Source organism: Frankia sp. CpI1-P, assembly GCF_001421075.1.
GTDB lineage: Bacteria > Actinomycetota > Actinomycetes > Frankiales > Frankiaceae > Frankia > Frankia torreyi.
The window spans coordinates 41,543-61,770 of sequence record NZ_LJJX01000035.1; the positions used below are offsets into that span (position 1 = coordinate 41,543).

At 72.4% G+C, this 20,228-nt stretch carries 14 protein-coding genes, 3 pseudogenes and 1 riboswitch; of the genes and pseudogenes, 11 read left to right on the forward strand and 6 right to left on the reverse strand.

The window, feature by feature from the left end:
- Positions 1 to 861: 861 nt before the first annotated feature.
- The 3 genes and pseudogenes from FF86_RS54210 to FF86_RS21205 all read right to left on the reverse strand — a co-directional run.
- The coding region (locus FF86_RS54210) for a PLP-dependent transferase (protein WP_242419221.1) at positions 862 to 1,069 on the reverse strand (208 nt) is incomplete at its 5' end.
- 1 nt (position 1,070) lies between these two features.
- Positions 1,071 to 2,052: pseudogene (locus tag FF86_RS21200) on the reverse strand (cystathionine gamma-synthase); the annotation flags it as partial.
- A 9-nt stretch (positions 2,053 to 2,061) separates the two neighbouring features.
- Positions 2,062 to 3,462: a cystathionine beta-synthase gene (locus tag FF86_RS21205; RefSeq protein ID WP_044886566.1), complete on the reverse strand. Its 1,401-nt coding sequence runs from the start codon at positions 3,460 to 3,462 to the stop codon at positions 2,062 to 2,064.
- 324 nt (positions 3,463 to 3,786) lie between these two features.
- Here FF86_RS21205 and FF86_RS21210 point away from each other — a divergent pair, with 324 nt between their 5' ends.
- The gene (locus FF86_RS21210; RefSeq protein ID WP_044886565.1) at positions 3,787 to 4,176 is read left to right on the forward strand and encodes a YccF domain-containing protein; all 390 of its coding nucleotides are present in this window, start codon (positions 3,787 to 3,789) and stop codon (positions 4,174 to 4,176) included.
- A 118-nt stretch (positions 4,177 to 4,294) separates the two neighbouring features.
- On the opposite strand, the gene FF86_RS21215 is transcribed toward FF86_RS21210, so the two are convergent.
- Complete coding sequence (locus FF86_RS21215; protein ID WP_044886564.1) at positions 4,295 to 4,711, reverse strand: ferritin-like domain-containing protein; 417 nt, start codon at positions 4,709 to 4,711, stop codon at positions 4,295 to 4,297.
- 1,967 nt (positions 4,712 to 6,678) lie between these two features.
- On the opposite strand from FF86_RS21215, the gene FF86_RS54215 reads away from it, so the two are divergent.
- The 3 genes and pseudogenes from FF86_RS54215 to FF86_RS21230 all read left to right on the forward strand — a co-directional run.
- Positions 6,679 to 7,219 (forward strand): ABC transporter transmembrane domain-containing protein (locus tag FF86_RS54215; protein ID WP_242419222.1); only part of this gene is annotated, 541 nt, incomplete at its 3' end.
- Between the two features lies 1 nt (position 7,220).
- A pseudogene (locus tag FF86_RS21225) lies at positions 7,221 to 8,412 on the forward strand (ABC transporter ATP-binding protein); the annotation flags it as partial.
- Positions 8,413 to 8,456: 44 nt separating this feature from the next.
- On the forward strand, positions 8,457 to 10,306 hold a 1,850-nt coding region (locus FF86_RS21230; RefSeq protein WP_242419227.1), incomplete at its 3' end, for an ABC transporter ATP-binding protein.
- Between the two features lie 147 nt (positions 10,307 to 10,453).
- Here FF86_RS21230 and FF86_RS21235 read toward each other — a convergent pair.
- Positions 10,454 to 10,897 carry an SRPBCC domain-containing protein gene (locus FF86_RS21235; protein WP_052681231.1) on the reverse strand — a complete coding sequence of 148 codons (444 nt, stop codon included), beginning with the start codon at positions 10,895 to 10,897 and terminating at the stop codon, positions 10,454 to 10,456.
- Between the two features lie 225 nt (positions 10,898 to 11,122).
- Between FF86_RS21235 and FF86_RS67325 the strand changes: the two genes are divergently transcribed.
- Both FF86_RS67325 and FF86_RS67330 read left to right on the forward strand, forming a co-directional pair.
- Positions 11,123 to 11,787: protease pro-enzyme activation domain-containing protein (locus FF86_RS67325; protein WP_396229982.1), on the forward strand; the 665-nt coding region annotated here is incomplete at its 3' end.
- 19 nt (positions 11,788 to 11,806) lie between these two features.
- Positions 11,807 to 12,757: a S8 family serine peptidase gene (locus FF86_RS67330; protein WP_396229985.1), complete on the forward strand. Its 951-nt coding sequence runs from the start codon at positions 11,807 to 11,809 to the stop codon at positions 12,755 to 12,757.
- Between the two features lie 161 nt (positions 12,758 to 12,918).
- On the opposite strand, the gene FF86_RS21245 is transcribed toward FF86_RS67330, so the two are convergent.
- A complete protein-coding gene (locus FF86_RS21245) occupies positions 12,919 to 14,154 on the reverse strand; it encodes an ABC transporter substrate-binding protein (protein WP_044886561.1) in 1,236 nt (411 codons plus the stop codon).
- Positions 14,155 to 14,322: 168 nt separating this feature from the next.
- Here FF86_RS21245 and FF86_RS54220 point away from each other — a divergent pair.
- The 5 genes and pseudogenes from FF86_RS54220 to thiC all read left to right on the forward strand — a co-directional run.
- A partial coding sequence (locus FF86_RS54220; protein ID WP_242419228.1) for a hypothetical protein occupies positions 14,323 to 14,498 on the forward strand: 176 nt, incomplete at its 3' end.
- A gap of 1 nt (position 14,499) precedes the next feature.
- Positions 14,500 to 15,309: pseudogene (locus tag FF86_RS54225) on the forward strand (branched-chain amino acid ABC transporter permease); the annotation flags it as partial.
- Between the two features lie 96 nt (positions 15,310 to 15,405).
- Positions 15,406 to 16,509, forward strand: a complete 1,104-nt coding sequence (locus FF86_RS54230) for a branched-chain amino acid ABC transporter permease (protein ID WP_242419229.1) — start codon at positions 15,406 to 15,408, stop codon at positions 16,507 to 16,509.
- Positions 16,506 to 18,128 carry an ATP-binding cassette domain-containing protein gene (locus FF86_RS21255; protein ID WP_063870463.1) on the forward strand — a complete coding sequence of 541 codons (1,623 nt, stop codon included), beginning with the start codon at positions 16,506 to 16,508 and terminating at the stop codon, positions 18,126 to 18,128. The genes FF86_RS54230 and FF86_RS21255 overlap by 4 nt, the downstream gene beginning before the upstream one ends.
- 85 nt (positions 18,129 to 18,213) lie before the next feature.
- Positions 18,214 to 18,320: riboswitch (TPP riboswitch) on the forward strand.
- Positions 18,313 to 20,226: a phosphomethylpyrimidine synthase ThiC gene (gene thiC / locus FF86_RS21260; RefSeq protein ID WP_044886591.1), complete on the forward strand. Its 1,914-nt coding sequence runs from the start codon at positions 18,313 to 18,315 to the stop codon at positions 20,224 to 20,226. (Overlaps the previous riboswitch by 8 nt.)
- Positions 20,227 to 20,228: the final 2 nt, after the last annotated feature.

Genomic DNA, 20,228 nt, shown 5'->3' on the forward strand with positions numbered 1-20,228 from the left:
CCAACGAACCCTGAGGCAGCTTCGCGGCGATGGAGTCCGCCGAGCGCAGCACGGCCACGATGCCGTCCGTCGGCATGTGCCGGGCGGCCATGATGTGCGCCTCAGTGGTGATCGCGAGGATCGCGGTGTGCGCGTGCGGCGCCGCGGCCCGGGCGGTCCGGGNGAGCCGCAGGCCGTCGGAGGTGCTCTCGAAGGAGTAGGCCGCCAGTTCGGCCAGCACGACTCCGGCGTGGGCGGCGGTGGTGGTGTCCCCGACGTGTTTCGCGAGGACCAGCGCCGCCCGCGCCGCGATCGTCGCCCGGCTCGGTTGTCCGCTGTCGCCCTGGGCCACCGAGGTCATCAGGAGGATCCGGCCGTGCGCCCGCAGCCAGTCCTGGCGCAGGGCCGAGCCCAGCCGCCAGCGCCCGATGGTGCGGGCGTGGTGCTCGAGGGTGCCGAGCCGTTCGACGAGCTCCGCCGGCGGGGTGGTCTCCCAGCGGCGAGCGAGGGTCTCCAGCGTGGACTCGACCCGCTCCAGGGCCCCCCGGCTGTCCGCCGCCGAGGAGCTCATGTCGGCCGCACCGACACCGATGAGTGCACCGACGACGAGCGCGCTCGAGGTGACGAGCGTCCGGCGGTCCGTCGAGGCGTCCATGCGGCACTCCTGACGGTCGCGACCTGGCGGACCCGGCACGTGTACGGCATACCTGCACGTGCAGCCATGATGTTCTCCGCCCGAGGATCTCAACTCAGTAAGCCAACGATAACCGTTTAAGGTTCGCTATGTCGGCTCGGCGCTCACTTCGGGACTTTCGTCAGCCGTTTTCCCCCACCGTGGTGCTGTTGTGCACCGGATTTGCCGCCCGCCTGCCCGCGGTGGAGCTAAGTGGAACGGGCCGAAAGTCCGTCCAGGGCCTGCCGCAGATCGGCCGCGAGGTCGTCGGCCGATTCGATGCCGACCGAGAGCCGCACGAGCTCCGCCGGCACGGCGAGCGGCGAGTCCACGACCGACGCATGGGTCATGCTGGCCGGATGCTCGATCAGGGATTCCACCCCGCCGAGTGACTCGGCAAGTGTGAACAGTCGAGTCNGCCCGCACAGCTCGACCGCAGCCCGCTGGCCGTCCCGCAGCGTGAACGAGACCATCCCGCCGAAGTCGCGCATCTGTTTGGCGGCGATGCCGTGCCCGATATGACCGGGCAGGCCCGGGTAGTACACCGTGGCGACGGCCGGATGCGCCGCCAGCAGGGTGGCGATAAGGCGGGCGTTGGCGCAGTGCCGGTCCATCCGCACGGGAAGCGTCTTGATGCCGCGCAGTACGAGCCAGCAGTCGAACGGTCCGGGGACGGCGCCGGCCGCGTTCTGGAGGAAACGTAGCCGCGTGCCGAGTTCCGGATCGCTCACCACGATGGCGCCGCCCACGACGTCGCTGTGGCCACCGAGGTACTTCGTGGTGGAGTGCACCACGGCGTCGGCGCCGAGGGCCAGCGGCTGCTGAAGGTAGGGCGAGGCGAACGTGTTGTCCACGGCGAGCAGTGCGCCGGCGTCGTGGGCGAGCGCCGCGAGCGCCGCGATGTCTGCGATCGTCAGCATTGGGTTCGTCGGCGTCTCGCACCACACCAGCCGGGTCACGCCCGGGCGGACCGCGGCCCGGGTCGCCTCCAGATCGGTGAGGTCGACGCTGCTGTGCTCGACGCCCCACTCGCCGAGGACGCGGGCGATCAGCCGATAGGTCCCGCCGTAGGCGTCGGCCGGGATGATCACATGGTCGCCGGGACGGCACACCGTCCGTAGCAGCGTGTCGGTCGCCGCCATGCCGGCGGAGAAGGCGAGGCCCACGCGGCCGCCTTCCAGCGCGGCGAGGCAGGTTTCCAGGGCCGTGCGGGTCGGGTTCCCGGAGCGGGCGTACTCGTAGCCGCCGCGTAGGCCGCCCACACCGTCCTGGGCGAACGTCGAGGAGAGGTGGATCGGGGGGGCCACCGCGCCGGTGCCCGGATCGGGCTCCTGACCGGCGTGGATCGCGATCGTCTCGAACCCGTCGGCGAACCCGTCGGCGAACTCGTCGGTGTTCATGACGCCACGCTACGGCGCCACGGCCAGGAAACTGAGCAGGTCGGCGCGAGTGAGGATGCCGACCGGGCTGCCCTCGTCGTGCACCAGGACCGCCGGGTCGTCGCCGAGGACCGCGACGATCCTGGACAGCGGCTCGCCGACCCCCACCATCGGCAGCGGCGGGGACAGGTGATCGCTCACGGGAGAGTCGACGGCGGACCGGTCGGCGAAGACCGCGGCGAGCAGGTGACGCTCGATCACCGAGCCCGCCACCTCGGCCGCGCGCAGCGGCGGCTCGTGACGAACCACCGGCATCTGCGAGACGTTGTACTCGCGCAGGTAGGAGATGGCCGCGCCGACCGTCTCGTCCGGATGGACGTGCACCAGGTCGGGCGGGCCGCCGGCCTGCCCGCTCCGGTGGCTCTGCTCGCTTTTGTACCGCAGGGCGTCGGCGACGGTCGGGCCGTTCGACGGCGGCTCCAGAAAGCCGTACTCGTACATCCACTCGTCGTTGAAGATCTTCGACAGGTAGCCGCGGCCCGAGTCGGGGAGCAGGACGACGACGAGGTCGTCGGGGCCGAGACCGGCGGCGACGCGCAGGGCCGCCACCACGGCCAGCCCGCAGGACCCGCCGACCAGCAGCCCGCACCGCCGGGCGAGCTCCCGGGTCATCAGGAACGAGTCGCGGTCGCTGACCGCCTCCACCCGGTCGACGACCGTCTTGTCGTAGGTCGTCGGCCAGATGTCCTCGCCGACCCCCTCGACCAGGTAGGGCCGCCCGCTGCCGCCGGAGTAGACCGACCCCTCCGGATCCGCACCGATGATCTGCACGGCGCCGCCGGACACCTCCTTGAGGTAGCGCCCCACGCCGCTGATCGTGCCCCCCGTGCCGATCCCGGCGACGAAGTGCGTGACGCGGCCGTCGGTCGCCCGCCAGATCTCCGGCCCGGTGGTGGCCTGGTGCGCGGCCGGGTTGTGGGGGTTGGAGTACTGGTCCGGGCTCCACCCCCCCGGGGTCTCCCGGACCAGTCGACGGGCCACCTCGTAGTAGGAGCGGGGATCGTCGGGAGACACCGCCGTCGGGCAGACGACGACCTCCGCGCCGTACGCGCGCAGGACCGCCCGTTTCTCCTCGCTGATCTTGTCCGGCATCGTGAACACGCACCGGTAGCCCCGCCGCGCCGCCACCAGCGCCAGACCGACCCCGGTGTTACCACTGGTCGGTTCGATGATGGTGCCGCCCGGACGCAACTGACCCGCCTCCTCGGCGGCGGCGACCATCGTCAGCGCCACCCGGTCCTTCACCGAGCCGCCCGGATTGAGATATTCGAGCTTGCCCAGCACCGGCGCCGGGGTCTCGGCGATCCCCGGCGTCAACCGGACCAGGGGCGTGTCACCGACGAGGTCGACGACGTGGTCGTACACCTGCATACCGGTCATCCACCTATCGCTGCGGTCGGGAACGCGGGCCGGTCGTGTGTTGCGCGGGCCGGTCGTGTGTTGCCCGGGCCGGTCGGGCGATGCCCGGACCCTGCCGTGCCCGGGCCACTGCCGTCGACGGTAGCGAGTCGGACCCGCCGCCGCCCGCCACCCGCCGGATCCGCCGGGGTCTGCTGGTGAACTCGTGCCACGTGGGGTAAAGGTCGGCATCCCGTGGGTAAAGTTCCCCAGGCGACATCCGCCCGCGTTGCGGCCGACGCCCGCGGGCCTCGGCGACGACCGGTCCCGATTCCGGGAGAGAGTGCGGGTGGGCGAATGCGTGTCCTGCTCAACGTCATCTGGCTTGTGCTCTGCGGTATCTGGCTGGCCATCGGTTATGCCCTGGCGGCGCTGATCTGCTTCATTCTCATCATCACCATTCCGTTCGGCATCGCGTCGCTGCGGATGGCCAACTACGCGTTGTGGCCGTTCGGTCGGCGGGTCGTCGACCGTCCGGACGCCGGCGGGGCGTCCCTGGTGGGCAACGTTCTGTGGATCATTTTCGCCGGCTGGTGGCTGGCCCTCGGGCATCTCACCACCGGGATCGCGCTGTGTCTGACCGTGATCGGGATTCCACTCGGCCTGGCGAACTTCAAGCTGATCCCGGTGTCGCTGATGCCGCTGGGCAAGGAGATCGTGGACGTGGACAGCCCGGTCCCCGTCTGAGCGGCACGGCGGGGCGCGGCGCGGCGGGGCGTGGCGGTGGCCCGGCGGCGGGGCGGGGCACCGGGCCGGTGCGTGCGTCGGCCCGGTGCCGCCGGCTCGGTCGCCGCGGCCGTCCCGCTCAGCGGCCCAGCGCCGCCTGCAGGTCGCGGACGTGCTCCTGGGTCTGTTCGAGCAGGGGACGTAGCGCCTCGGCGACGTCGGCCAGCCCCAGTTCGTTGGCCTGGCCGAAACGCTCGCGGTAGCGGTCGAGCTGCTCGGACTCCAACCGGAGATCGTCCCGCAGCGCCTCCTGGGCCCCGCTCGACGGGTGGACCTGGGACACCTCGACGGTCGGCGTCCCGCCGAGGAAGGAGATCTGCTCGGCGAGGATCTGGGCGTGGCTGAGCTCCTGCGGCAGGTGCCGCTTGATCTCGTCGGCGACGTTCAGGTACTCGGCGCCCGTGATGACCGCGCCGTGCTGGATGTACTGGACGATCGACTGGTACTCGGAGCTGAGGTCGTCGTTGAGCAGCTTGACGAAGGTCTCCCGATCCATGCCCTGTGGCCTCCCCTGTCTGAAGTACTCCGCCGGGACGACGCGTCCGGGCGGTCTGAGCGGGATGCCCGTTCTCGGGTCGGTCATGCCTCCACGGCACCTCGTGGCCGGTCCGGAACCCCGACGGGTCCGGTCCGGGCCGGTCCGGGCCGGCCCGCCGGTAGCCGGCGCACCGTCACCGGCCGCGGCCGCGGCGCTTGCGTTCCGGCCCGGCGAGGATGTCGGGCTCGGCGCCGGACGCCTTGGCGACCCGGCGCCCGCGGGCATTGTCCGCGGCGGCGGCGCGCGTGGCCTCCGGGGCTCGTCGCTGGCGCGCCTCGATCACGGGGGTGGGGCCGGTCGGGGCCGAGTGCAGGGCGTTCTCCGCCGGGTAGGGCAGCGGGCCCGGCGCGCTCCAGCCGGCGGGGCTCGGCTGCTCGGCGACGAGGTCGCTGAACGCGACGATCGGCCGGTCCCGGCGGTGGTGATGACCTCCGCGGTGGCCCTGCCGCCGCTGGATCGGCGCCGTGGCCGGATCCCCGGACTCGGTCGACGCCCCCGGCATCCGCTCGGACTCCTCGGCCGGCCCACGGGTCTGGAACCAGCCGAAGTGCGCGTTCTTCCCGCGGAGCACCGCGTTCTCGGAACGGACGATCACCAGGAGCGCGGTGGCGAAGGCGGCTCGCATGCGGGCCTCGACGAGCTGCCGTTCGAGGTCGGCGACGTAGGCCGGATCGACGGCCCCGTCCGACACCCGGTCGGCGTCCGAGTCGCCCGGCGGCCCGAACGCCTGAAGATGCAGCGGCCGGCACCGCTCGAGCTGCGCCGTCCGCTGCGACTGATCCTCCGGATACAGCAGCTCCACGTAGTTCTCGATGACGTTCCAGTCGATCTGCTTCTCGCCCCGGAACTGGCGGCTGAGATCGCGTGCCCGCGCGCGCNGGATCTTGATGTCCTCGCTGTCGGACCAGACTTTCCGCACCACCATCTCGTAACTCACCCGGTAAGGGTGGTTGAGTTCATGAAGATGGTGCAGCAGTGTGAGCTGACTGCTGTTCTCGAGTTCGGGTCTTGGTCCTCGAGGGCGAGCACNGGAAAGAGNCATCGACAGTCCATCCGATTGTAGTGACGGTNCGCCTGCGAGCGAACTGGCGTCGGCCTCCATTCCCCCTGCGACGTCACTACGGGTCATCGGTGTCCGGTCCCCCGGGGGGCGGCGCCCCGGGCATCGGTCGACGCGCAGCTCGCCCTGACACTATCGGTTCCTTTCCGCCATGGACCGGTGGTTGCGCACCTACGACTACGCGCGCCCATGCTCCGGTGTCAACTGTCCTGGTCCGGTGCTCCCGGGCCGGAATAATATGGCTCGTTGAGCCACTTCGCCGAAATCTGTTGCATCGACAACTCTGCCGGCGGAGTCGGGGGGCATGGGGCGAAGTCGCGTATCGGCGGCCGGCGTCGGACCCGGTGCGCTACCGTCGGGCCTGCCTGCCGTGGGCATGCGGAGGATCCGGCTCCGGCAGCGATCATCATCGCTCTTCCGGGGCGGTTGGGTGGACTCGGGGTATCGCCGGCCGTCAAAGCGGCCCCGGGAAGCACCTTCCGCCCAAGAATTCCGGTCCGGAATGAAATCCGCCCGGCGGCCGGCGGTAATTCGGTGGGCCCTGGTCGCGGCCGGGCGTGGCACGCGGGGCCGGCAGTCGGCCGGCGGGCCGCCGGCCGGTGATCGCGAGGCGGTCGCGCTCGATCGGAAACGCCTTGACCTGACGTTGGGTTGAGGCCGTAAGGTCGCCACGCGTCCATGACGCGTCACCTGCCGTCAGGCGGAGCGTGCGACCGCTGTCCCGTCACCCAGGCACCCGGCGGTGGATCATGGGGGTCGCCGCCCGCCGTGGCCGTCATGACGGTGGGAGGCCTGCTCGGCGTCTCCGTGACGGCTGCGGGACGCCATGGTCTACCGGGTATCGCCGCCNCACGAGAGGGACCGCATGCTCATCCGACTTCTGCGGGCGCATCTGGCCCGCTACCGGCGGCCCATCGCGATCCTCGTGACCCTGCAACTGGTCTCGACGATCGGCATGCTGTACCTGCCGACCCTGAACGCCGACATCATCGATCACGGGGTGGTGGTCGGCGACACGGGTTACATCCTGCGCATCGGCGCACTCATGCTCGGCGTCAGCATCGTGCAGCTCGTCTGCGCGGCCGCGGCGGTCTTCTTCGGCGCGCGCACGGCGATGGCGATCGGGCGGGACCTGCGGGGGGCGGTGTTCGACCGGGTGCAGGCGTTCTCGGCCCGCGAGGTCGGCCGCTTCGGTGCTCCCTCGCTCATCACCCGGGCGACCAACGACGTCCAGCAGGTGCAGATGCTGGTGCTGCTCAGCTTCACGCTGATGGTCTCCGCGCCGATCATGTGCATCGGCGGGATCATCCTCGCGGTGAACCAGGACGCCGGGCTGTCCCTGCTCCTGGTCGTGATCGTCCCGATCCTCGCGGTCATCATCACGCTGATCGTGCGGCGGATGCGCCNGCTCGGACGGGCCATGCAGGAACGTCTGGACACGGTCAACCGGATCCTGCGCGAGCAGATCACGGGGCTGCGGGTCATCCGGGCCTTCGTCCGCGACGACCACGAACGGCAGCGGTTCGGGGTGGCCAACGCCGAGCTGACCGACGTCTCGCTGCGTTTCGGCCGCCTGATGGCACTGATGTTCCCGCTCGTGCTCACGATCGTGAACTTCTCCAGCGTGGCCGTGCTCTGGTTCGGGGCGCACCGCATCGACGCGGGCCACATGCAGATCGGCGCGCTGACCGCGTTCCTCAGCTATCTCATGCAGATCCTCATGTCGGTCATGATGGCGACGTTCATGTTCATGATGATCCCGCGCGCGGAGGTCTGCGCCGAGCGCATCCAGGAGGTCCTGGCGACGGACTCCTCGCTGCGGCCGCCGGACAACCCGGTGCGCGAGCTGCGCGCCCACGGGCTGCTGGAGCTGCGGGGGGTGGGCTTCCACTACCCGGGGGCGGAGGATCCGGTGCTGCGCGGCGTCAGCCTCACCGCCCGCCCCGGCCAGACCACCGCCGTCATCGGCAGCACGGGCAGCGGGAAGACGACCCTGCTCGGCCTCGTCCCGCGGCTCGCCGAGGCGACCGAGGGCGCCGTGGTGGTCGACGGTGTCGACGTGCGCGACATCGATCCCGCCGTGCTCGCGCGCACCGTCGGCGTCGTGCCGCAGCGGCCCTACCTGTTCTCCGGGACCATCGCGTCGAACCTGCGCTACGGCAAGCCCGACGCCACCGACGACGAGCTCTGGCGGGCCCTGGAGACGGCGCAGGCGAAGGAGTTCGTCGAGGCGATGCCGGACGGGCTCGACGCCCCGATCGCGCAGGGCGGCACGAACGTCTCCGGCGGGCAGCGCCAGCGGCTCTGCATCGCCCGGCTGCTGGTCCACCGCCCCGAGATCTACCTGTTCGACGACTCGTTCTCGGCCCTCGACTACGCCACCGACGCCCGCCTGCGCGCGGCACTCGCCCGGGAGACGGCCGACGCCACCGTCGTGATCGTCGCCCAGCGGGTGGCCACCATCCGCGACGCCGACCAGATCGTCGTGCTGGAAGGCGGCGAGGTGGTCGGGGTGGGCACCCATCACCAGCTCATGGCCGACAACCCGACCTACCGCGAGATCGTGCTCTCGCAGCTCACCGAACAGGAGGCGGCGTGAGCGGGACCGCTCCGACCCCGGCACCGCGCCGCGGCCCGGCCCCGATGGCCGGGCCGGCGCGTTTCCTCGGCGGTCAGGGTGCCGCCGAGAAGTCCGCGGACTTCGCCGGTTCGAGCCGGCGGCTGCTGCGCCTGCTGCGGCCGCAGCGGCTGCTGCTGACGGTCGCGGTCGGGTTGGCGACGGTGAGCGTCGGGCTCACCGTGACCGGACCCCGGCTGCTCGGCCATGCCACCGACCTGGTGTTCGCGGGGATCTTCAGCCGGCGGCTGCCCGCCGGGACGACGAAGGAGCAGAACGTCGCCGCGCTGCGGGCCGCCGGGCACGGCACCCAGGCCGACCTGCTCGCCTCGCTGGACGTCACCCCCGGCCGCGGGATGGACTTCGGCGCGATCGGCACGGTGCTGCTGTGGGTCGCCATCATCTACGCCCTCGCCGGGATCTGCGGCGTGCTGCAGGCCCGCCTGACCAACCTGGCGATCCAGCGGGTGATCGGCGAGCTGCGCGAGGACGTGCAGCGGAAGATCTCGCGGCTGCCCACCCGCTACTTCGACAGCCAGCCGCGCGGGGAGGTGCTCAGCCGGGTCACCAACGACATCGACAACCTCGGTCAGAGCCTCCAGCAGAGCGTGTCGCAGATCGTCGTCTCGGGGCTGACCATCCTCGGCGTGCTGGCGATGATGTTCTGGATCTCCTGGCTGCTCGCCCTGATCGCGCTGGTGACGGTGCCGCTGTCGGTCGTGGTGGCCACGCGAGTCGGCAAGCTCGCCCAGCCGCAGTTCGTCGCCCAGTGGAAGATCACCGGCCGGCTCAACGCCCACGTCGAGGAGATGTACACCGGGCACACCCTCGTCCGCGCGTTCGGCCGTCAGGAGGAATCGGCGCGGACCTTCCAGGAATACAACGAGCAGCTGTACACCGCCAGTTGGCGGGCCCAGTCCATCTCCGGGTTCATGCAGCCGGCCATGATGTTCATCGGCAACCTCAACTATGTCCTGGTCGCCGTGATCGGCGGGCTTCGGGTGGCCTCGGGGGCGCTGTCGATCGGCGGCGTCCAGGCGTTCATCCAGTACTCGCGCCAGTTCAGCCAGCCGCTGTCGCAGGCCGCCAGCATGGCGAATCTCGTCCAGTCCGGGGTGGCCTCCGCCGAGCGGGTGTTCGACCTGCTGGACACCGCCGAGCAGGAGCCCGACCCGCAGGCGCCGGCACGGCCCGAGCGGCTGCGCGGCCGGGTCACGTTCGAGCACGTCGCGTTCCGCTACAAGCCGGACAAGCCGCTGATCGAGGATCTGTCCCTGATCGCCGAGCCGGGCCACACGATCGCGATCGTGGGCCCCACCGGAGCGGGTAAGACGACGCTGATCAACCTGCTGATGCGCTTCTACGACGTGACCGCGGGGCGGATCACCCTCGACGGCGTCGACATCGCGGCCATGACCCGCGACGAGCTGCGCGCCCAGATCGGCATGGTGCTGCAGGACACCTGGCTGTTCGGCGGCACCATCGCCGAGAACATCGCCTACGGCGCCGAGGGTGTCACCCGTGAGCAGGTCGTGGCGGCGGCCCGGGCCGCCCACGTCGACCGGTTCGTCCGCACCCTGCCGGCCGGTTACGACACGGTGCTCGACGACGAGGGGACCGGTGTCAGCGGCGGCGAGAAGCAGCTCATCACCATCGCCCGCGCGTTCCTGGTCGAACCACTGATCCTGGTCCTCGACGAGGCCACGAGCTCGGTGGACACCCGCACGGAGGTCCTCATCCAGCAGGCGATGTCGACGCTGCGGGCGGGCCGGACCGCCTTCGTCATCGCCCACCGGCTGTCGACCATCCGCGACGCCGACACGATCCTCGTGATGGAGAACGGGGCGATCGTCGAACAGGGCGATCACACCGGCCTNCTCGCCGCGGGCGGCGCGTACGCCCGGCTCTACCAGTCGCAGTTCGCCGAGGCCGCCGTGGAGATCTAGGGCGCGGGAGATCTAGAGCGCGGGAGATCCAGCGCGCGGGAGGACTAGCGCGCGGGAGAAGCGAGCGCGCGGGAGAGCTAGCGCGCGGACGCCGGCAGGCCGGCCCGCGACCGGCAGGTCTCCAGATGCGCCTTGAGGCTGGACAGCGTCGAGGGCCACCCGCTGTAGAGGTCGTGGTCGGCGCCGTCGCGGATCTGGTCGTGCACGACGGTGAGCCGGCAGGCATCGCCCACGGTCTCGATGGCCCAGGTCACGCGGGTGATGCCCGCGTCGCGCACGTCGTCACTCCACAGCGCGACCGTGCGCTGGACCAGCCGCCGGGGCGGTACGACCTCCAGGTTGACGCCGGAACCGAGCCGCGCCCCGGTTCCCGGGTGGCGCAGCTCGAAGCCGGAACCGGGGGTCCAGTCCGAGGTCATCCGCGCGCCCAGGTCACGGGTGACGCTCGTGTCGGGCGCCGTGATCGCGGCCCAGAGACGGCACGCCGTGGTGCGGATGTAGATCTCGAACACCTTCTCCATCGGTCTCTCCCGACTGCGTGCGCGCTCGCTGTGCGTAACGGACTGGAGCGGCGTCCGCTCCCATCCTCCGGAGATGGCCGGGCGGCGGCAAGGGGCCGACGGGGGTCACCTTCGGGCCATTCGGGGCCCGATCGGCGGCACGACGGTGTACGGGCCGAAGCAGGGGAATGACGCCTGCGCGCCGAATGTCGGTCTCCGGTCGATTACCGCAGGTCAGGAGGATTCATGGGCCGCCTTCAGGGTTCGTACCGACCATCGTTGGGGACGCCCGTCGGGCCGGTTCCCGACGATCAGCCGATCGACGTCACGGTCGTGCTGCGCCCCGCCACCGCGGACGACTTCCGCGCCGCCCCGGACGACGTCGCCGCGGTGCGCGCGTTCGCCGGGCGGGCCGGGCTGGACGTCGCCGAGGTCGACGAGCCCGCACGCACCGTCCGCCTGCGGGGCCCGGCCGCCCGCGCGCGCACGGCCTTCGACACCCCGTTGGCCCTCTACGACTCCGGCGGTCGGACCATCCGCGGCCGGGAGGGCGACCTCGGCCTGCCCGACGAGCTCGACGACCGGGTCGTGGCCGTGCTCGGCCTGGACGAGCGTCCCGCCGCCCGGCCACGCTTCCAGCCCGCGGCCTCCCCCCGGCAGGGCCTGACCGCCCTGCAGGTCGCGCGGGCCTACGACTTCCCCGCCGCGACCGGCGAGGGCCAGACCATCGCGGTCATCGAGCTCGGCGGCGGGTTCGGCCAGGCCGACCTCGACACCTACTTCGGCGGGCTGGGCCTGCGGACCCCGACGGTGTCCGCCGTCGGCGTGCAGGGCGCCGCCAACGTCCCCGGCGGCGATCCGGACGGCGCCGACGGCGAGGTGCTGCTCGACATCGAGGTCGCCGGGGCCGTNGCCCCCGGCGCCGCCCAGGTGGTCTACTTCGCGCCGAACACCGACGCCGGCTTCCTCGCGGCGATCAACGCGGCCGCCGCCGCCACCCCCCGCCCGGCGGCGATCAGCATTAGCTGGGGCGGCCCCGAGTCGTCCTGGACCGCGCAGGCGATGCGCGCCTACGACCAGGCGTTCGCCGCCGCCCGCGCCGCCGGCATCACCGTCCTCGCGGCCGCCGGGGACGCCGGCGCCGACGACGCCACCGACCGGCTCGTCGCCGACTTTCCGGCCGGCTCGCCGAACGTGATCGCCTGCGGCGGCACGAAGCTGACCATCGACGCCGCCGGCGCCCGGGCCAGCGAGGTGGTGTGGAACGAGGGCGCCGACTCGGCGACCGGCGGCGGCTACTCGGCGACGTTCACCCGGCCGGCCTGGCAGCCCGCCGCCGTCGGCCGCTACCGCGGCCTGCCCGACATCAGCGGCAACGCCGATCCGCAGACGGGCTACCGCATCGTCGTGGACGGCCAGCCGGCGGTCGTCGGCGGCACCTCCGCCGTCGCGCCGCTGCTCGCCGGACTCGTCGCCCGGCTCGCGCAGCTTACCGGCGCCCCCGTCGCGGACCTCGCCGCCGTGGCCTACGCCAATCCCGCCGCGTTCACCGACGTCACCGCCGGCGACAACCAGGGCTACCAGGCGCGCTCCGGGTGGGACCCGGCATCGGGCCTCGGCAGCCCGGTCGGCACGAAGCTGCTCACCGCGGTCGGCGGCCCGACGCCCCCGCCGCCGACGACCCCGCCCCCGACGACTCCGCCCCCGCCCCCGACGACTCCGCCCCCGCCGCCGACGACCCCGCCGACGCAGGCGGTGGACGCTGCGGACAGGGCGCTGTGGTCCGCCGTCGCCACCTGGGCGGGCGGCACCCACACGGGCGCGAACGCCAGGGCCGCGAAGGCGGTCCGGGCCTGGGCCCAGGCCAAGAGCCTCGCCTGACCGCGCCCTTTCCGCGAGTCGCCAGGCCCGGCATCAGGGGAACTGCCCAGAGATGCCGAGCCTGGCGGGTAATTGCATGGAGGTTGTCAGCCGTTCGGCTGCCCGAATCCGTCCACAACCTCCTGCAATTCGGTCATCTCCGACCCTGAGCGGCGGGGCGGTCAGTTGATCAGGGTGATGAGCTGGCGGCCGTCCTGCCAGGTTCCGGTCACGTCGGAGAAGGAGTTGTCCTTCCAACGCAGCAGCCGTATGCCCGTGTTGCAGATGGCCGGGAAAATGTCGATCTGCTTGTTGTCGCAGGTGTACGGGTGGGCCATGACGTTGGGCTGGTCGTGGGTGGCGCGCAGCGCGGTGAGCAGGCCGTCCGAGGTCGGCTGCGGGGTCTTCGCCAGCAGTACCCGCAGGTCGAGCACGGCCGAGAAGGCGCCCTGTGACGCCGAGGTACGGTCCGCCTCCGGCACGGCCTTGCGGTAGGCCACCGTGTCGGCGTCCCCGCCGCTGGATCCGACGGGGAGGTAGCTGGAGGCGAAGTAGAGGTGGTCGGTGCGGCCACCCGCGGCCCGCGGCACCGCGGGTGTGGCGCAGGCGCCGACGAAGTAGATGTCGCTGCGGATGTTCAGTGCCGCCGCGGCCTGGACGATCCGGGCGCACGCCGCCGCCTGGAACACGACGATGATGGCGTCCGGGTTGCCGGCGGCGGCCTGGGTGAGCGCCGGCGCGAAGTCCGCCGCGTCAGATTTCTCGGTGATCAGTCGGACGTCGGTCACACCCTTCTTGCGCAGAACGTTCTGGGATCCCTTGATGGCGGCGGTGAGCAGCCCGGGAAGGTCCACGTACAACGCGTGGGCGCTGCGGATGTGCCGGGTGGCGGTGAGGTAGTCGGTGAGGCCGAGCAGTTCCGCGACCGAGCCACCGGAAAGCGCGAACGCGTTCTTGGAATCGAGTTCCCCGCTGAGCTGCGGGGAACCGGTGACATAGGGGATGTGGGCCGCCTCGTATATCGGCATCGCGGCCTGCGTGCCGAAATCGACGCCGCCGACCACCGCGATCGGCTTTTCCGCGACCAGCCGGTTGGCGCAGTTCTGAGAGGATTCCGGGGAACCATCGGTGGCGCAGGTCGCCAGCCGCAGCGGACGCCCGCCGACGCCGCCGAGCGCGGCATTCGCATAGTTCACGGCGGCCTGCGCCGCCCGCCGTGGCTCCGGGTATGACCCAAGAGTGCTGTTCTCGATGGTGACGAAGCCCAGGGTCACCGGTGGCCCGGTCAGGTGGGTCGCCGAGGCGCCGGCTGCTGCGCCACCCGACGAGCCACCGCGCTGGCTCGTGCAGCCGGCGCCGGCGATGGCGACGGACAGGGCGACGGAGAACGCGAGCAGGACGCGGGAAGCTTGTCTCACGGGCGTTCAAGCTACACTCCAACTCACCCGGTTCCTGGGTGAGACCGCCGGCCGGCGGGACGGGAGTGATTCGGTGACCGCTCGCCCACACTTCCGACCTGCCGCCCGTCCGTCGGCTTCGACGTTGGACATGTGCTCGGGAGCCCCGTGACCACCTATGTAGCTGCAATGCTGCTGGGCCTCGGCCCGGGTGCGGTGTACGCGGCGCTCGGACTCGGACTCGTGCTCACCTACCGAGCCTCCGGCGTCATCAACATCGCGCACGGCGCCTTCGCCATGTACGCCACTTATCAGTATGCCGAGCTGCGCGAGGTCGGTGATCTCGTCCTGCCTGTCGTCGGATTNCCGCCGCGAATTCATCTTACCGACACCCCCACGTTCGGGTTGGCATTGTCGGTTTCTCTTGCGATGGCTGCCCTGCTGGCATTGGCGTCCTATCTGCTGGTCTTCCGGCCGTTGCGGCGGGCCCAGCCGACGATGACCGTCGTCGCCGCGGTCGGCCTCACCATCGCGTTGCAGGCCGTCGCCGTCGTTCAGTTCGGCTCGGACAACCGTTTCCTCGACCCCGTGCTGCCCCAGTCGCCGCTGCACCTGCTCGGCGTCACCGTGCCGAGTGACCGGCTGCTGCTGGCGGGCCTCGTCGTCGTGGCCGCCGCCGGCCTGTGGGCGATGTCGCGCTGGACCATGTTCGGCCTCGCGACCCGGGCCGTCGCCGACGATGCGGAGACCACCGCGCTGCTCGGCCGCCGGCCGGGCTGGATCGCCGCGGCGAACTGGATGCTGGCGGCGGTGCTCGCCGCGCTGGCCGGCATCCTGGTCGCCCCCATCAGCGCGTTGAACCCGACGAGCTACTCGCTGTTCGTCGTGCCCGCGCTCGCCGCGGCCCTGCTCGGCGGGCTGTCCTCGTTCGGCCTGACCGTCGCCGGTGCGCTCGGCCTCGGCGTCGCACAGGGGTTCCTGCTCCCGCTGCAGCAGGACGTGGGCTGGCTCAACCAGCCGGGGCTGCGGGCGCTGCTGCCGATGATCCTCGTCCTCGCCGTGGCGGGCCGGCGCGGGACGCTGATCCCTGGGCGCGCGGCCGGGGCCGTCGGGTCGGTGCCGCTGCCCGTGGTCGAGCCCGCTCGGCGCCCGCTCGGCGGGCTGCTGCTCGGCGTGNCCGTCGGAGTGGTCGCGCTGCTCCTGCTCACCGGCTCCTGGCGGCTCGGGCTCGAACGCAGCCTCGCCGGCGCCGTGGTGTGCCTGTCCTTCGTAGTGCTGACCGGCTACGTCGGCCAGCTCTCGTTGGCGCAGATGTCGCTGGCCGGCGTCGCCGGCTTCCTGCTGGCCCGGCTGGAGGGCGAGCTCGGCGTGCCCTTCCCGATCGCCCCCCTGATCGCCACGTTCGCGGCCGCGGTCGCGGGGCTGTTCCTCGGGGTGGTGTCGCGCCGGCTGCGCGGCGTGGATCTGGCCCTGATCACGCTGGTCGCCGGGGTCGCGATCCAGGAGGCGGTGTTCGGCAACCCGCTGATCACGGGCGGGCTCGCCGGCTCGTCCGTGCCCAATCCGAAGATCTTCGGTCTGGACCTCGGACTGTCCGGGGCCGGCTTTCCCCGGGTCCAGTACGGACTGCTGGCGCTGGCCGTGCTCGCCGCCGGCGGCTACGGTGTGGCCCGCCTGCGCACCGCCGACCTCGGGCGGCGGATGCTCGCGGTGCGGGCCAACGAGCGGTCGGCGGCCGCGGCCGGGATCGATGTACGCCGGACGAAGGTGCTGGCATTCACGCTGTCCGCAGCGCTTGCCGGCCTCGGCGGCTGCCTCATCGGGTACGGCCAGGGCCGGCTGTCCTTCGACTCGTTCGGGGTCACCGCCTCGCTGTTCTTCCTTGCCATCGCGGCCGTCGGCGGGGTGACCAGCGTCGGCGGGGCGTTGGCCGGCGGGCTGCTCGCCCCCGGCGGGCTGGCCTTCACGGCGCTGGACCGCGTTGCCGGGCTCGGCGAATACCAGCAGGTGCTGTGCGGTCTCGCGGTGGTGGTGCTGGCCGTCCTGCGGCCGGCGGGGCTCGTCTACCGGCCCGGCCGCGCCGGCCGGCGGGTCGGCCCGAGCCAGCCCCGGCGCACCGGCTGGCCCGGCGGGAAACTGCGGCCCGGCAGGACCGAGCGGCCTGGCGGGGATGGGCGGCTCGGCGGGGATGAGCGGCTCGGCGGGGATGAGCGGCTCGGCGGGGATGAACGGCCTGGCGGGGATGGGCGGCTCGGTGGGGGTGGGGGACCCGGTGCGGATGTGCCCGAGGGTGTCGACGGCGGGCCACCGCGTCTCGCGGAGGGCAACCGGCCCGGCCTGACCGCGTTCCCGCTCAACCCCGGCGGTGTGTCGTGACGGCGTTGTTGTCCGTCGACATGCTCGCGGCCGGGCAGGGCGGTACCCGCATCGTCGAGGGTGTCTCCTTCGGCCTCGAGGCGGGCAGCGTCACCGGCCTCATCGGGCCGAACGGGGCTGGCAAGACGACGCTGATCGACGCGCTCACCGGCTTCGCGACGATCTTCGCCGGCAGCGTGACCCTGGACGGCACCGCGCTGACCGAGCTGCCGGCGCACGAGCGGCAGCGGCTCGGGCTCGCCCGCACCTTCCAGGCCCTGGAGCTGTTCGACAGCCTGGCGGTGGCGGAGAACATCGCCGTGGTGGCGCGCCCGGTGGCCGGGTCGATGGAGGCCGGTCGGCTGGGACTCGCGGCGATTGCCGACCGCCTGCCCGCGACGCTCAGCCATGACGAGCGAGCCGCGGTCGCCCTCGGCCGCGCACTCGCGGCCATGCCGAAGGTCCTGCTGCTCGACGAGCCGGCCGCGGGGCTCGACCCCGGAGATCGGCGCGAGCTGGCCGCGCGCATCCGGCGCATCGCCGGCCGCGGCGTCGCCGTCCTGCTCGTCGATCACGATGTCCAGCTCGTCTTCGACGTCTGCGACCGGGTTCTCGTCCTGGACGGCGGTCGGATCGTCGCCCGCGGGCTCCCCGCGCAGGTCCGGGCGGATCCGGCCGTTCGCGCGGCCTACCTGGGCGGCTCCGACGGCCCCGAGCCCGCCTTGCCGTCCGAGCCCGCCTTGCCGTCCGAGCCCGCCTTGCCGTCCGAGCCGACCGCCACGGCGGTGCCGGCCGTGCCGGCCGCTGCGACCTCGCCGGTCGTCTCCCCATCGCCCCGGCGGCCGCCGACCGCGTCCACGGTGCCGACGGCAGGCACCGAGCTGCTCGAGTTCGAGCGGGTGAGCAGCGGCTACCACGAGGGACCGGTGCTGCGGGAGGTGTCGCTGGTCGTCCGTGCCGGCGAGATCGTGGCGCTGTTGGGGGCGAACGGGGCCGGCAAGACGACCCTGATCCGCACGGCCGCCGGCCTGTTGCCGGCGAGTGCGGGCCGGGTCGGGGTGTTCGGCGAGTGGTTCCGGCGTCCGGCGCCGAGCACGCTTGCCCGGCGAGGGCTGGCCGTCGTCCCGCAGGGGCGGGGGGCGTTGGGCCGGCTGACCGTCCGGGAGAACCTGCGCCTGGCAGCCGGCCGCAGCCACCGCGGCGAGATCGAGCGGGTCCTGGGCTGGTTCCCGGCGCTGGGCGGCCTGCTCGACCGGCCGGCCGGGGAGCTGTCCGGCGGCGAGCGCCAGCGGCTCGCGTTGGCCGTCGCCCTCGTGCGCCGGCCGCGGTTGCTGCTGGTGGACGAGCTGTCGTTCGGCCTGGCGCCCGGCGTCGCGCCGCGGCTGCTCGAGCTGCTGCGCGGAATCGCGGCCGAGACGTCGACCGGTGTGCTGCTCGTCGAGCAGTTCGCTGCCCTCGCGCTGCGGGTGGCCGACCGCGGCTACGTGCTCGACCGCGGTCGGGTCGCGCTCGCCGCGCCCGCCGCGCAGCTCGCTGCCCGCCCCGACCTCATCGAGGCGAGCTACCTCGGCGAGGCACCGGCCGTTCCCCCCGGGCCGCACCCAGGCCCGCCGCCCTGCCTCGGGACGGCAGCCTCCTGACAGATCGCGCCCTGACGGATTGGGCCGGCGTGATGGACGCGATCGACTGACGGCCGCTAGCCGAGTGGTTTATGGTGACCATGCGCGAATTGATCGCGGGAGCTCCACCGAGGGGCTGAGAGGGTGGCTAGGGCCGCCGACCNCAGAACCTGTCCGGGTAATGCCGGCGTAGGGAGTTCATATGATGTCGCCAATCGACCGTTCTTTCTCGTCTCCTTCTTCCGAGAATTTTCCCGGCCTCGGCGAGGCGGATTCCCGGCCGGAATCCGAGGCCATCCCGGGGGACATTCCGAACGGTTTTCCGGCGGCCTCGCCGGGCCGGACGCCGGCCCGGCCTGCGTCCGAAGGGTCACCTGCCGCGTCCCAGGAGTCGCCGGCCGCGCCCCGGGCGACGGCCGTCTCGACCGGGCCGCTGGCGGGCAGCCGCAAGACCTGGCTCGTCGGCGCGGACCCCGACCTGCGGGTGCCGATGCGGGAGGTCGTCCTCACCACCGGGGACAGCGTCGTGCTCTACGACACCTCCGGCCCGTACACGGATCCGGCGACGGACGTCGACGTGCGCCGGGGCCTGCCGCCGCTGCGGGCACGGTGGATCGCCGAGCGCGGGAACACCGCTCCGGCCGGCGGGCGGGGCGCGCTACGGGCCCGGCCCGGCGGGGGAGCCGTCACCCAGCTCGCCCACGCGCGCCGGGGAGAGATCACCCGGGAGATGGAGTTCGCCGCCCTGCGCGAGGGGCTGCCCGTCGAGACCGTGCGGGCCGAGATCGCCGCCGGGCGCGCCGTCCTGCCGGCGAACGTGAACCATCCCGAGTCCGAGCCGATGGTGATCGGCCGGTCCTTCCTGGTGAAGATCAACGCGAACCTCGGCAACTCGGCCGTGACCTCCTCGATCGAGGAGGAGGTCGAGAAGATGGTCTGGGCGACCCGGTGGGGCGCCGACACCGTCATGGACCTGTCCACCGGTGCGGACATCCACCGGACCCGCGAGTGGATCCTGCGCAACTCCCCGGTCCCGGTCGGCACGGTGCCCATCTACGAGGCGTTGGAGCAGGTCGGCGGCCGGCCCGAGGCGCTGACCTGGGAGGCCTACCGGGACACCGTCATCCGCCAGTGCGAGCAGGGGGTGGACTACATGACGGTCCACGCCGGGGTGCTGCTGCGCTACGTGCCGCTGACCGCGCGGCGCCGGACCGGGATCGTCTCGCGCGGCGGTTCGATCCTGGCCTCCTGGTGCCTCGCCCACCACGAGGAGAACTTCCTCTACACCCACTTCGCCGAGCTGTGCGAGATCCTCGCCGCCTACGACGTGACGTTCTCGCTCGGCGACGGCCTGCGGCCCGGCTCGATCTCCGACGCCAACGACGACGCCCAGCTCGCCGAGCTCGCCACCCTGGGCGAGCTGACCCGCGTCGCGTGGGAGCACGACGTGCAGGTGATGGTGGAGGGGCCCGGCCACGTCCCGCTGCACCGGGTCGAGGAGAACGTCCGGCTGCAGCGGGAGATCTGCCACGACGCGCCGTTCTACACGCTCGGGCCGCTCACCACCGACGTCGCCCCCGGCTACGACCACATCACCTCGGCGATCGGCGCCGCGGTGATCGGCTGGCACGGCACCGCGATGCTCTGCTACGTCACCCCGAAGGAGCATCTCGGTCTGCCCGACCGAGACGACGTCAAGGCCGGCGTCATCGCCTACAAGATCGCGGCCCATGCGGCGGACCTCGCCAAGGGGCATCCCGGCGCCCGGGCCTGGGACGACGCGCTGTCGGACGCCAGGTTCGAGTTCCGCTGGGCCGACCAGTTCCACCTGGCGATGGACCCGGACACCGCCCGGTCGTACCACGACGAGACCCTGCCGGCCCCCGCCGCGAAGACGGCCCACTTCTGCTCGATGTGCGGACCGCACTTCTGCTCGATGAAGATCTCCCACCAGGTGCGGGCCGCCGGAGACGGTACCGCCGCGACCGACCCGGCCGCCCCGGCCCTGACCTCAACCCCGGGCGCGGGGGACGAGGCGGTCGCCGCGGGGCTGCGGGCCAAGGCCGCGGAGTTCGCCGCCGCCGGCAACCGGATCCACCTCCCGATCGCCGGCCCCTGAGC